Origin of the sequence: Minwuia sp., from assembly GCF_048007105.1 — a bacterium.
Taxonomy (GTDB): Bacteria; Pseudomonadota; Alphaproteobacteria; order Minwuiales; family Minwuiaceae; genus Minwuia.
Window position 1 is genome coordinate 1,363,152 of sequence record NZ_CP180352.1, and the last position, 11,883, is coordinate 1,375,034.

Sequence of the window (11,883 nt, forward strand, 5' to 3'; positions counted from 1 at the left end):
TCAATAAGTTTCTGACGATCCGCCGCACGGGCTGCGCTTGACCCGGGGCGAGGCGGCAGGCGTATATCATGGCATCAAGCAAGCCGGACCGGGGGTGGCCGATGAGTGATGCGATGCAGGTCGAGGCCCCGGAGGAGCAGGCCGAAGCCCGCGGCCTGACGCCGGATCTGGTCCGCGAGATCCGCATCGCCCTCGACGAGAGCCGCAACGACGACGTCCGCATCTCCTTCGGCGAGCTTCACGCCGCCGACCAGGCCGACCTGTTCGAGCTGTTCGACCGCGAACGCCGCAACCTGCTGCTTGAAGTCGTCGGACAGGACCTCTCGCCGGACACTATTGCCGAACTGGAAGAGCCGGTCCGCGACGCCGTCGTGGAGATGCTGGGACCGGAGAAACTGGCCGAGGCGGTTTCCGAACTGGACGAGGACGATGCCGTCTACGTCCTCGACGCGCTGTCCGAAGAGCAGCAGAAGGCGGTGCTGGAATTGGTCTCCGAGGACATAAGGCGGCCGCTGGTCGAGGGCCTGTCCTTCGCCGAGGACACCGCCGGCCGTCTGATGCAGCGCGACTTCGTCGCCGTGCCGGCCTTCTGGTCCATGGGCCAGGTGATCGACCACCTGCGCGAGGCGGAGAACCTGCCCGACCACTTCTACAGCATCTATGTGATCGACCCGTCCTTCAAACCCATCGGCTGGGTGCCGCTGGACCGCGCCATGCGCACCAAGCGGCCCATCCAGGTCGGTGAGATCATGGACGAGGACCCGGTGACCTTCTCCGTCGGGATGGACGTCGAGCACGTCGCCTATCAGGTCCGGCAATACGATCTGACCTCGGCGCCGGTGGTCGATGACAACGGACGCATGATCGGCGTGATCATGGTCGACGACGTCATGGACGTGGTCGAGGAGGAGGCCGAGGAGGACCTGTTCCAGATCTCCGGCGTCAAGGAGGACGACCTCAACCAGTCGATCACGCGCACGACACGCAGCCGCTTCACCTGGCTGGCGCTGAACCTGCTGACCGCCATCCTGGCCTCGGTGGTCATCGGCTTCTTCGACGCCACCATCGAGCAGGTGGTCGCCCTGGCCGTGCTGATGCCCATCGTCGCCTCGATGGGCGGCAATGCCGGTACCCAGACCCTCGCCATCGCCGTCCGCGCGTTGGGCACCAAGGATCTGACCTCGTCGAACATGCTGCGCCAGGTCGTCAAGGAACTGGCCGTCGGCGTCTTCAATGGCATTGCCTTCGCCATTCTGATCGGCGTGGCGACGTTGCTCTGGTTCCAGGACCCGTTGCTGGGCGGTGTCATCGCCGTCGCCATGGTCGTGAACATGATTGTCGCCGGGCTGGCCGGCATCCTGATCCCCATCGGCCTCGACCGCGCCGGAGTAGACCCGGCGGTCTCCAGCGCGGTGTTCCTGACCACGGTCACCGACATCGTCGGCTTCTTCGTCTTTCTCGGCCTCGGCGCGTGGCTGCTGCTGTGACCGGTTTCCAGCCACGCGATCCCGGCTACGCCGAAAAGGTCCGGGAAAGCCTGCACCGGCAGGGCTTCGCGAAGCTGCTGGGCTATGACACCGGCCGGATCGAGCCGGGCTTCGTGGAGATCGTCTGCCCGATGGATCCGAAGCTGGCGCAGCAGCACGGCTTTGCCCATGGCGGCGTCATCGCGACCCTGGCCGACGCGGCGGCGGCCTATGCCGCCTTCAGCCTGATGCCGGAAGACTCCGCGCCGCTGACCGTCGAGATGAAGATCAACCTGATGGCGCCCGGCAAGGGTGAGACGCTGATCGCGCGCGGGACAGTTTTGAAGCCCGGCCGGACGCTCACGGTCTGCGAGGCGAAGGTCGCGGCCGTGACCGGCGGCGAGGAGACGCTGATCGCGACCGCGCTTGTCACCATGATTTGCCTGGATGGGAGGCCGGACACCGCATGATACCGAACACCAAGACCAGCCCTTACTACACCGACGACCATGAGGCCTGGCGCGACACCGTCCGCCGCTTCGTCGAGAAGGAAATCGAGCCTTTCGTCGATGAATGGGAGGAAGCCGAGCTGCTGCCCCGGGACCTCTTCCGGAAGGCCGGCGATCTCGGCCTCATCGCGGCCCACCACCGGCCCGAAGTCGGCGGGATCATGGAAGACCTGTTCTACATGGTCGTCGCCGGGCAGGAGATGGCGCGGGCCGGCGCGGGCGGCGTCTCGGCCAGCCTGGGCAGTCACGCCATTGGCCTGCCGCCGATCACGCGCGCCGCGACCGATGCGGTGAAGAGACGCGTCGTGCCGGAGGTCATGTCAGGGCGGAAGATCGCGGCGCTGGCGATCACCGAGCCTTCGGGCGGCTCCGACGTCGCCAATCTGGAGACGACAGCGCGGCGCGACGGCGGCCACTACATCGTCAACGGCTCCAAGACCTTCATCACCTCGGGCATGCAGGCGGATTTCGTCTCGACCGCCGTACGCACCGGCGGGCCGGGCATGGGTGGGGTTTCCATGCTGCTGATCGAGGCCGACATGGCGGGCTTCTCCCGCACGCCGCTCCGCAAGATGGGCTGGCACGCCTCCGACACCGCGACGCTCTATTTCGACGATGTCCGGGTGCCGGTCGAGAACCTGATCGGCGAGGAGAATCAGGGCTTCCGGATCGTCATGCAGAACTTCAATTTCGAGCGGCTGATGATGGCCGCCGGCTGCAACGGTTTCGCCCAGACCTGCTACGACGAAACCCTCGCCTATGCCCGGGAGCGGCAGACCTTCGGCAAGCGCCTGATCGACCATCAGGTGGTCCGCCACAAGCTGGTCGACATGGCCATGCGCATCAACGCGACCCAGGCGATGCTGGAGAACCTGGCCTGGCGCATCGACCAGGGCGAAAGCCCGGTGGCCGAGATCTGCATGCTGAAGAACCAGGCGACGCTGACCATGGAATTCTGCGCCCGAGAGGCCGTGCAGACCTTCGGCGGCGCCGGATATCTGCGCGGCCAGAAGGTCGAACGGATCTATCGCGAGGTCCGCGTCAACGCCATCGGCGGTGGCGCCGAGGAGATCATGCGCGACCTCGCCGCCCGGCAGCTCGGGTTCTAGGGACGTCCCTTTCCGGCAACGGCGCCGAACAAATCTGTGTCATCGACCGGCAGGTTGCTGGTCTGTCTGCACGTGTGCCGGTATCAATGAGCACAACTGCGTAGCGTCGACATGCGAGGGAAGTAGCGTGTCCTGAAAACTGATTTGAGGGGATCAGTTCTCATGCGTCCAATTGCTGCCATTGCTGCCGCATTTCTGGCCATCGTGATCTGTGCCGGGCCGTCGGTTCAGGCGCAGGACAGCACGTCGCGGCTCAATGCCGGCGTTCTGCTCTACAGCCAGCAGAATTTCGAGACGGCAAGAGACGTCTTCGCAGCCATCGATACGCCGGCGGGCCGTGTCTGGCTGGCGCGCACCCAACTTCAGCTGCAGCAGTACCGCCTGGCGATCGAAACCGCCACCGCGGCGCGCGCGCCGGCCTGCCGCCGGAGCAGGACGCCGTCGCCGAGCGCATCCAGATCGCGGCCCTGCGGCTGGGCAATCTGGCGGCCGACTATCCCGATCTGGCCCGGCAGCACGGCATCGAGGCGCCGCGCGACTACGGCATCACGGCCGGTCTGGGTCTCGATTACGTCACCGGTCTGCTGAAGGAATTCGACGTGAACGGCGCCGCCGTACGCGAAGGCGATCTGCGGGTCACCCTGACCGGCGCCGGCACCTATCGTCTGCCCTGGCGGCCTGCCGAATTCGAACCGGTCGCCGGCTACCGGTTCACCCACCGCATGTTCTTCGAGAATGACGGCTTCAACCAGCAGAACCACCAGCCGTTCCTCAGCCTGTCCCGGCGTATCGGTGAGGACCTGTCGCTCTCGGTCCGCTACGACCACACGACAAGCCTGAGCGGCAACGGTCTGGACCTCTTCGTCCGCCAGCACGGGGGCAGCGTGACCGGTCTCTACCGGCTGGCGTCAGGCGACCTGCTGCGCGGCGGCTATTCGCTGATCTGGAGCAATTTCAACAATGTCGACGACGACGACAATCTGACCAATGCGGTCGCGATGTCGTGGACCCGGCCCGACGCCGGCGCACCCGAGAATGCGTTCACGCTGGGCGGCCGACTCGCGCTGGTTTCCGCCGAGGCGCAGTCCTCGGCGCACTCGGCGATCAGCATCTTCGCCGCGCGCGAGACCGAGATCGACGGCTGGTTCACCCTGACCGCACAAGTGCTGGCCGGGCGCGCGCAGTTCAACGACGACGATCCGGTGGACAACATCCGGCGCAAGGACACGACCTTTTCGGGCAGTGTGGTGGCGCGGCGTGAGCTCGGTCACAACCTGTTCCTGAACGGCAATCTCAGCGTCACCCGCGTGATCTCCACCATCGACCGCATCGACCGCACCAGTGCAGTGATCGGGGCGGGACTTCGTCTGAATTTCTAGAGAGGCGCGAATCCGTCACAGGAGGTGACCACCATGCTGCTACCGAGGAGAAGCACCCTTGCCCCCACCGTGGCCGCCCTGTTGCTCTGGTGCGGCAGCGCGCTGGCCGAGGCCGATCCGCAGCTGCAGGCCCTGATCGATCAGCGTCAGGGGCAACTCACCGAAGACGGCCAGCGCCAGAAGGATCTTCAGGCGCTCGATCGGGAGCAGCGGGATCTCGGCCAGCAGGTCGGCAAGATTTCGGCGGAAGGGGTGCAGGCAGCCAACAATTTCGACGCCGTGAAACAGGAGTTTCTGGAATCCGCCAACCAACTGGTCGAGCAGATCGACGCGCTGAGCGGGGCCGGGGCCGACGCCGATGCGCTGCAGCAGATCGAGCAGAGCGCGGACGGGTTGCTCGAAGTCCTGAGGCAGCTCTCCGATGCGGCTACTCAGGCAGTGAAAGCGGGCGCGGCTGACAGTTTTGACGTGAACATCAACCTGTCGAGTTTCATCAGCCAGTCGCAGTTCATCATTGTCCGCGGCGCCAGTATCAGCTTTGCCGAAGACAGTCTGCGGCGCGATGGCGATCTGGAGGATTTCGAGATCAAGACCCTCGGAACCGTCGAGCAGCGGCTGGAGAACCTGAAGAATGACGTTGAGGAACTGGTCGCAGACGGCAATGCGGTTGCGGAGCAGATTCCTGTCGACGAGATCCGGCGGTTCGAGGAGCTGCGGGAGCGCGAAGCGCAAAGAAGGGAGGAACTGGCCGAGATCGAGTTTCGCGCCAACGAAAAGGGCTCCGGCGCCGGTGTGCTCGATGCATTCCTCGACAGGACCAACGGCGAGGTTGAGACCGCGCTCTCAAACGACGCCGAAGCCGGAGAACGACTGCAGGAACTGGCGGAGGGCCTCGCGGGCGCCGGTCAACGACTGGCCGAGATCGATCAGGAACTCGACGAGATCAATGCCGAGATCAATGCGACGAACGAAGAGTTCGACGCCATCAATGCCGAGCTGTCTGCGGCGCAGGATCTACTTTCCGACCCGGCCGAACTGGAGGAAAGACTGAGGGGCCTGGAAGAGGTGGAGCAGCAGATCCGGGGGATCGCGCAGAACGGGGAGCCCTCTGCCCAGGTGCTTCAGCAGATCGAGGACCAGCTCGCCGCACTTCAGGAGGCCAAGGACGGGGTCCGGAATGCTCTCGACCAGATTGCGAACAATCAGATCGACCGGGATGCCGTCCAGGATCGTATCGATGAACTCAGCCGTCGCCGCAACGAACTCGGAAGCGAGAGCGGGTCACGGTTTGCGAGACTTCAGGAACTCAACCTCGAACGCGACAACATCGCCGCGCTGCAGGCCGAGCTCGAATTCCTCATCCGGAACGGCGCGCCGCTCGGCGACCCGCAACAGACCTCCTTGACGGCGAACGATCTCGACAGCTTCCTGAACGGCGGCGGCAATGATTCCGAAGGGCCGGGCCGCGTCATCACCACGGCCGAGGAAATCCGGGACTTCTTCGATCAGCTGTCGCAGAACGATCCGCTGGCGCTGGGCCAGTTCGGCTTCGATGCGGACCAGGGCAGGACGCAGAATATCGTGGGCGGCCTGAATGGCGGCCTCAACCTGATTCCCTGCCCGGCAGGCAGCAACGCGCTGCCGGTCGGGACGCTGGTCAGCGATACGGCGGCCTGCTTCCTCTAGCCCTTCACGGCAGGGGCCGGTGCGCGGCATAGATGCGCCGGACCCAGCCGGCAGCCGGATGGCCGGCATGACGCTCGATCAGCGCGCGCGTCGCTGACGGCATTGGTTCCGGGCGTTTCATCGCGGGGTGGTCGGGATTGACCACGGTGGCCAGCGTCGCCGCCGCCGCCATGTCCGCCAGCGTGAAGCGGTCCCCCACGAGATAGCCCGTCGCCGCCGTGTTTGCGCTGACGAAATCCATCGCGTCGGTAATGGCGGCGATGCCGTCCGCCACATCGGCTGCTCCCCCGATGCCGTTGCCCCGCCGGATCAGGCCCGCCGCCAGCGGCAGCGTCGCGCGGTAGACGGTGCGCTGCAGCCAGCCCCTGTCACCGGCGAAGACCGTGGCGACATAGCCCGGCGACCCCAGCATGCTGTCCAGCACCGCGCGGCGGATTCGCGGCCCGAACCCGTCGTCGAACAGGCGCTGGATCTCCAGGACCCGTTCCCGGCCCTCGGCGTCCCCAGGCATCAGCGGGGGATCGGGAAAGGCCGTCTCCAGCCTTGCGACGATATCGGCGGAGTTCGGCGTGACGATACCGTCCATCACCAGAACCGGCGTCTTCTGCTGGCCCGACAGCTTCCGGATCGTCCGCATGTGCGGGCCCGGCAGAACCGTGCGCGGCGTGTAGGGAATGCCCTTCAGCGCCAGCGCCCAGCGGGCCTTCTCGTTGTAGGGCGAGAACCGGAATTGCCAGAGTTCGGTCATGAAGGGGACTGTCCCAGCAGATGTTATGATATACATCATAACACTGTCGTAGCGAATCAGGAGCGGAAACTGACGGTCTCGTCGGAATACCGGGAGCGGAACCGGAAGGCGGTGCTGCAGGCGGCGGCGCGGCTGTTCCGCCGTCATGGCTATGGCGGGGTGAATGTCGACCGGATCATGGCCGAGGCGGGCCTGACGCGCGGCACCTTCTACACCTACTTCCGGTCCAAGCAGGCACTGTTCCGGGAGGCCATCGGCTTCGAACCGGACTTCAGGCGCCGGTTGGCCGAGCGGGCCGGGGCCGACCTGAACGCCGAGGCGGCGGCGGTGGCCGCGGACTATCTCGACCCGTCACACCGTCATCTGACGTGGCCCGGCTGTGTGCTGGCGTCATTGTCCCAGGACGCGGCCCGCGGCGACGCCGGGGACCGAGCGGCCGTGGCCGAAGTGCTTGGCGATCTGGTGGCGGAGTTCCAGCGCGGTCTGGACGAAATACCTGACGGCGCGCCGGACCCGCGTGCGCTGCAGGCGGCGGCCATGGCCGTCGGCGCTCTGGTGCTGGCCGGCGCAACCGATGGCGAGCCCATAGCCGATGACGTTGCCCGGGCCGCTGCGGCTGCGATTCCCGCCCTGCTGGCCGGAAAGGCCGCCGGCTAGATCTCCAGCGCGATCTTGCCGAAGTGACGGCTGGCCTTCTGGTGTTCCAGCGCGCTGCGGATGTCGGCGAGCGGGAAGCTGTCGGAGATGACCGGCTTGATCCGGTGCGCTTCCATCGCCCTGTACATGGCCAGATGCATCTCGCGGCTGCCGACGGTGATGCCCTGGATGCGGCTGTTGGTCATCAGCACGTAGCCCATGTTCACCTCCGACGACTGCCCGGCCAGGATGCCGATCATCGCCACGGTGCCGCCGATGCGGATGGACTTCAGGGACTGCGTCAGCGTGCCCGCGCCGCCGACCTCGACCACCAGATCGACGCCCGCGCCGCCGGTCAGGCTCTTGGCCGCCTTGCCCCATTCGGTGATGTCGAGATAGTTCACCACGTGATCGGCGCCGAGTTCCTTCAGCCGCGCCGCCTTGGCGTCCGACGAGGTCGTCGCGATCACCCGCGCCCCCATCGCCTTGGCGAACTGCAGCGCGAAGATGGAGACGCCGCCTGTGCCCTGCGTCAGCACCCAGTCGCCGGGGCGGATGCCGCCCTTCTCGATGACCGCCTGCCACGCCGTCAGCCCGGCGCAGACCGTGCTCGCCGCTTCCGCGTCGGAGAGATAGTCCGGTGTCGGCACCACGCCGTGGGCGGGAAGGCAAATGTACTCGGCGGCACAGCCCTGCGCCGAACCGCCCAGCGCCTGCGACTGGGCCTGTGCGGTCGGCTCGCCGGCGAACCAGTTGGTGAAGAAGATCGGCGTCACCCGGTCACCGGCCTGGTACTGCGTCACGCCCTTGCCGACCTCGACGACCTCGCCGGCGCCGTCCGACAGCGGGATCAGGCCGGACTGCTTCTGCTTCGACCCGTAGCCGCCCTGGATGGTGACCAGATCGCGGTAGTTCAGCGTGCTGGCGCGCAGCCGCACCTTGACCTGACCCGGTCCGGGCGAAGGCTCGTCGGTGTCCACGACCTTCAGATTGTCGATCCCCGGCTCGGTCAGCAGCGCGGCCTTCATGCGTCGTCTCCTCGAAATGCATTCCCCTGCAATCGAGTATGGGGCGGCGCCTGTGTCTTTCCAATGCCCCGGACCGGGGCTATTTTCTGCGCATGGGAGCGCCGCCATGCTGACACCACAGGAAGTCGAGCACTATCACGAACAGGGTTACGTCGTGCCCTCGGGCTACCGTGTACCCGAGGCGGTGCTGGACGCCATGCGGCGCGATCTGGACCGCCTGATCAAGGCCAATCCGCATGTCGCGCCCGACGCCATGTTCACGCCGCACGAGCCGGATCACGGGCCGCAGGGGCTGAAGGGCGATCCGGTCTGGCTGGACTACGCGGCGATCCCGGAGATCCTCGACATGGTCGGACAGGTGATCGGCCCGGACTTCCTGCTCTGGGGCACCACGGTCTTCGGCAAGCCGGCGCATTCGGGCAAGGAGACGCCCTGGCATCAGGACGGGGAGTACTGGCCGATCCGGCCGCTGGCCACCTGCTCGGTCTGGATCGCCATGGACGAGGCGACGGCCGAGAACGGGTGCCTGCGCGTCATTCCCGGCAGCCACCGGGACAAACGGTTGCGTGGCCATGACACCAATGATGGCGGCCACCTGACGCTGAACCAGCAGCTTCGCCCCGAGGAATACAGCGAGGACGACGCCGTCGACATCGTGCTGGAACCGGGCCAGATCTCGCTGCACGACATCTACATGGTGCATGGCTCGAAACCGAACCGGTCGCCGAAACGGCGTGCGGGCTATGTGCTGCGCTTCATGCCGACGACATCGCATTTCGACCGGGAGATCGGCGCCGAGATCACGAAGCGCACCGGCGGCTCGGTCGATTTCGTCACGCGGCCCCTTTATCTGATGCGGGGCCGCGACGTGTGCGGAAAGAACGACATCGCGCGGGTGCTGGCATAGCCGGGCATCTCGAGGCCGGTCCGGCCGCGCTGAAACAGGCGGCGGCAGGCAAACGGCTGCTGGGACTGGATCCCGGCACGAAGACCATCGGCACGGCTCTGTCCGACCCCGGCCACAAGGTGGCGACGCCTCATCGCACCATTGCGAGGAAGAAGTTCGCCGCCGACGTTGCCGAGCTTCGGGCGATCGTCGACGAGTACGGTATCGGCGGGCTGGTCATCGGCCATCCGCTGAACATGGACGGGTCGTCGGGTCCCCGGGCGCAGGCAGCCCGCGCCTTCCAGCGCAATCTGGAGAAGGTCTTCGACCTGCCGATGCTGCTGCGCGACGAGCGGCTGTCAACGGTCGCCGTCGAGCGCAGCCTGATCGAGCAGGACACCTCCCGCCGCCGCCGCGCCGAGACCATCGACGCCCATGCCGCGGCGTTCATCCTTCAGGGTGTGCTGGACAGCGTCTGAGCCACCCTTTCGCGGTGGAAGACATAAAGGCCGGATCCGACGATCACCGCAATACCGGCCCAGGTCAGCGGATCCGGGAAGTCCCCGAAGATCAGCAGGCCGAGCGCCGTGGCGCTGATGATTTCCAGATACTGGAACGGCGCCAGCAGCCCGGCGTCCGCACGCTTGAACGCATGCACGACCAGCATGTGCCCGCCGGTCGCGATGATGCCGAGCACTGTCAGCAGCAGCAGGTCCGTCAGGTCCGGCAGGACCGGCACAAGCACATCCGGAAAGGCGCCGGTCATGGCGCCCGCGGCCAGCGCCAGTCCGGCCGTCAGTCCGCCGAATATCCCCGCATGGGCCTGCATCACCACAGGGTCGCCGGTCCGGGCCAGCCGCCGTGTCAGGACCAGATAGAACGCGAAGCAGAGGGCGGCGGCGAGCGGCAGCAGGGCCGGCCAGCCGGCTTCCTCGAAACTCGGCCGGATGATCATCATCGCGCCGGCGAACCCGGCGGCAACGGCCGTCAGGCGGCGCCAGCCCACCTTCTCGCCCAGGAAGAAGGGGGACAGCAGGGTCAGCAGCAAGGGTTCGACGAAGAAGATCGCGATGGCGTCGGCCAGTGGCAGATACTGCAATGCCGTGAAGAAGAGCAGGGTGGCCGCCGCGATCAGCGCCCCGCGCATGACATGTGCCGCCAGCACCCGGCCGCTCGCGGCCATGCCGCGCCCGATGGCGAAGGGCAGCAGGATCGCCGTCTGCATGACGAAGCGCGCCAGGGCGATCTCGGCGGACGGGACGCGCCCGGCCATCGACTTGGCGATGGCGTCGATGCAGGGCAGCGCCAGCATGGCCACGGCCATCAGCAGCATGCCGGTCTCGACGTCGCTGCGGCGTCTCGCCGTCATGCCTGCGCAAGCGCCTCGACACACTCGCCGACCAGTTCGGGGCCGCGATAGACCAGTCCGGAATAGATCTGCACCGCCGCCGCGCCGGCGTCGATCTTCGCCTTTGCATCGGCGCCGGAGAGGATTCCGCCCACGCCGATGAGCGGCACGCGGCCGTCGAGCTTCTCGTGGAACCGGCGCAGCAGGTCTGTGGACGGTCCCATGAGCGGCGCGCCGCTCAGCCCGCCGGTCTCCTGCGCATGCGGGCTGGTCAGGCTGTTCGGGCGGGCGATCGTGGTGTTTGAGACGACCAGCGCAGCGACGCCGATCTCCGGCGCGGCTTCGGCGATGTCGTCGATGTCGGCGTCGCTCAGGTCCGGCGCGACCTTCAGGAAAAGAGGGATCGCCCGTCCGCCGGACTGGGCCGCATGCAGCCGTTCGAAGATCCCGGTCAGCGCTGCGCGGTCCTGCAGCGCGCGCAGACCCGGCGTGTTCGGCGAGGACACGTTGACCGTCGCGAAATCCACCAGCGGCCCGATCACCTTCAGGCATTCGGCATAGTCGCCGATACGGTCCTCGCTCTCCTTGTTGGCGCCGAGATTGACGCCGACGACGCCCGGCTTGCGGCGCTTCTCCAGGTTTCGCGCGACCGCCTCCGCGCCGGCGGAGTTCAGCCCGTAGCGGTTGATCACGGCCTGGTCCCCTGTCAGGCGGAAGACCCTGGGCTTCGGATTGCCCGGCTGGGGCTTCGGCGTGACGCCGCCGATCTCGACAAAGCCGAAACCGAGGCCCAGCAGCGCATCGACCGCCTCCGCGTCCTTGTCGAAACCGGCCGCGAGGCCGACGGGATTGGCAAAGCGGACGCCGGCAACCTCGACCGGGTTTCCCTTCGGCGGCCGGGCGCCCGCGAGGCCGAGCTTCAGCGCCGAAATGGTCGCGCGGTGGGCGCGTTCGGCGTCGAGCGCGAAGAGCAGGCGGCGGACGAGGGCATAGGGGATCGGCATCGGCCCGAACCTAGGCCCGCCGGCCGGCGCGGGAAGATGTCAAATCGGTGGCCGCGCCAGATTTAACATTTGTTCGGGTCGAAC

13 protein-coding genes are annotated in these 11,883 nt (G+C 66.8%); 9 read left to right on the forward strand and 4 right to left on the reverse strand.

The annotated features are described in order from the left end of the window. The first annotated feature begins 101 nt into the window (after positions 1–101). From mgtE to ACMVY4_RS06510, 6 genes are all read left to right on the forward strand, one after another. On the forward strand, positions 102–1,487 hold the full coding sequence (gene mgtE / locus ACMVY4_RS06485; RefSeq protein ID WP_416899364.1) for a magnesium transporter: 1,386 nt from the start codon (positions 102–104) through the stop codon (positions 1,485–1,487). Continuing rightward, complete coding sequence (locus ACMVY4_RS06490; protein WP_416899365.1) at positions 1,484–1,936, forward strand: PaaI family thioesterase; 453 nt, start codon at positions 1,484–1,486, stop codon at positions 1,934–1,936. The genes mgtE and ACMVY4_RS06490 overlap by 4 nt, the downstream gene beginning before the upstream one ends. Next, positions 1,933–3,084, forward strand: coding sequence for an acyl-CoA dehydrogenase family protein (locus ACMVY4_RS06495; RefSeq protein ID WP_416899366.1), 1,152 nt, complete (start codon positions 1,933–1,935; stop codon positions 3,082–3,084). Before ACMVY4_RS06490 ends, ACMVY4_RS06495 begins: the two co-directional genes overlap by 4 nt. Positions 3,085–3,246: 162 nt before the next feature. Then, positions 3,247–3,672: a hypothetical protein gene (locus ACMVY4_RS06500; protein WP_416899367.1), complete on the forward strand. Its 426-nt coding sequence runs from the start codon at positions 3,247–3,249 to the stop codon at positions 3,670–3,672. 11 nt (positions 3,673–3,683) lie between these two features. Next, positions 3,684–4,463 (forward strand): hypothetical protein, encoded by a 780-nt coding sequence (locus tag ACMVY4_RS06505; protein ID WP_416899368.1) that lies wholly within the window; start codon positions 3,684–3,686, stop codon positions 4,461–4,463. A gap of 33 nt (positions 4,464–4,496) precedes the next feature. After that, positions 4,497–6,149 carry a hypothetical protein gene (locus ACMVY4_RS06510; RefSeq protein WP_416899369.1) on the forward strand — a complete coding sequence of 551 codons (1,653 nt, stop codon included), beginning with the start codon at positions 4,497–4,499 and terminating at the stop codon, positions 6,147–6,149. Positions 6,150–6,153: 4 nt separating this feature from the next. Here the strand turns inward: ACMVY4_RS06510 and ACMVY4_RS06515 are convergent, their stop codons facing one another. After that, positions 6,154–6,897: a glutathione S-transferase family protein gene (locus tag ACMVY4_RS06515; protein WP_416899370.1), complete on the reverse strand. Its 744-nt coding sequence runs from the start codon at positions 6,895–6,897 to the stop codon at positions 6,154–6,156. A 111-nt stretch (positions 6,898–7,008) separates the two neighbouring features. On the opposite strand from ACMVY4_RS06515, the gene ACMVY4_RS06520 reads away from it, so the two are divergent. Further along, complete coding sequence (locus ACMVY4_RS06520) at positions 7,009–7,554, forward strand: TetR/AcrR family transcriptional regulator (protein WP_416899371.1); 546 nt, start codon at positions 7,009–7,011, stop codon at positions 7,552–7,554. Here the strand turns inward: ACMVY4_RS06520 and ACMVY4_RS06525 are convergent. Then, positions 7,551–8,561, reverse strand: a complete 1,011-nt coding sequence (locus ACMVY4_RS06525; protein WP_416899372.1) for a zinc-dependent alcohol dehydrogenase family protein — start codon at positions 8,559–8,561, stop codon at positions 7,551–7,553. The two genes, ACMVY4_RS06520 and ACMVY4_RS06525, sit on opposite strands and share 4 nt — an antisense overlap. 106 nt (positions 8,562–8,667) lie before the next feature. On the opposite strand from ACMVY4_RS06525, the gene ACMVY4_RS06530 reads away from it, so the two are divergent. Together ACMVY4_RS06530 and ruvX are read left to right on the forward strand one after the other, a co-directional pair. Further along, positions 8,668–9,468, forward strand: a complete 801-nt coding sequence (locus ACMVY4_RS06530; protein ID WP_416899373.1) for a phytanoyl-CoA dioxygenase family protein — start codon at positions 8,668–8,670, stop codon at positions 9,466–9,468. Further along, the gene (gene ruvX / locus ACMVY4_RS06535; RefSeq protein WP_416900265.1) at positions 9,465–9,926 is read left to right on the forward strand and encodes a Holliday junction resolvase RuvX; all 462 of its coding nucleotides are present in this window, start codon (positions 9,465–9,467) and stop codon (positions 9,924–9,926) included. Before ACMVY4_RS06530 ends, ruvX begins: the two co-directional genes overlap by 4 nt. Here the strand turns inward: ruvX and ACMVY4_RS06540 are convergent. Next, positions 9,902–10,816 carry a DMT family transporter gene (locus ACMVY4_RS06540; RefSeq protein ID WP_416899374.1) on the reverse strand — a complete coding sequence of 305 codons (915 nt, stop codon included), beginning with the start codon at positions 10,814–10,816 and terminating at the stop codon, positions 9,902–9,904. The two genes, ruvX and ACMVY4_RS06540, sit on opposite strands and share 25 nt — an antisense overlap. Continuing rightward, positions 10,813–11,799 (reverse strand): quinone-dependent dihydroorotate dehydrogenase, encoded by a 987-nt coding sequence (locus tag ACMVY4_RS06545; RefSeq protein ID WP_416899375.1) that lies wholly within the window; start codon positions 11,797–11,799, stop codon positions 10,813–10,815. Before ACMVY4_RS06545 ends, ACMVY4_RS06540 begins: the two co-directional genes overlap by 4 nt. Between the last annotated feature and the right edge of the window lie 84 nt (positions 11,800–11,883).

Bases quoted from the DNA above. Each gene is read 5' to 3' on its own strand.
- ACMVY4_RS06515 (WP_416899370.1), bottom strand. From the start codon at position 6,897: ATGACCGAACTCTGGCAATTCCGGTTCTCGCCCTACAACGAGAAGGCC.
- ACMVY4_RS06510 (WP_416899369.1), top strand. From the start codon at position 4,497: ATGCTGCTACCGAGGAGAAGCACCCTTGCCCCCACCGTGGCCGCCCTG.
- ACMVY4_RS06500 (WP_416899367.1), top strand. From the start codon at position 3,247: ATGCGTCCAATTGCTGCCATTGCTGCCGCATTTCTGGCCATCGTGATC.
- ACMVY4_RS06545 (WP_416899375.1), bottom strand. From the start codon at position 11,799: ATGCCGATCCCCTATGCCCTCGTCCGCCGCCTGCTCTTCGCGCTCGAC.
- ACMVY4_RS06540 (WP_416899374.1), bottom strand. From the start codon at position 10,816: ATGACGGCGAGACGCCGCAGCGACGTCGAGACCGGCATGCTGCTGATG.
- ACMVY4_RS06525 (WP_416899372.1), bottom strand. From the start codon at position 8,561: ATGAAGGCCGCGCTGCTGACCGAGCCGGGGATCGACAATCTGAAGGTC.
- mgtE (WP_416899364.1), top strand. From the start codon at position 102: ATGAGTGATGCGATGCAGGTCGAGGCCCCGGAGGAGCAGGCCGAAGCC.
- ACMVY4_RS06530 (WP_416899373.1), top strand. From the start codon at position 8,668: ATGCTGACACCACAGGAAGTCGAGCACTATCACGAACAGGGTTACGTC.
- ACMVY4_RS06495 (WP_416899366.1), top strand. From the start codon at position 1,933: ATGATACCGAACACCAAGACCAGCCCTTACTACACCGACGACCATGAG.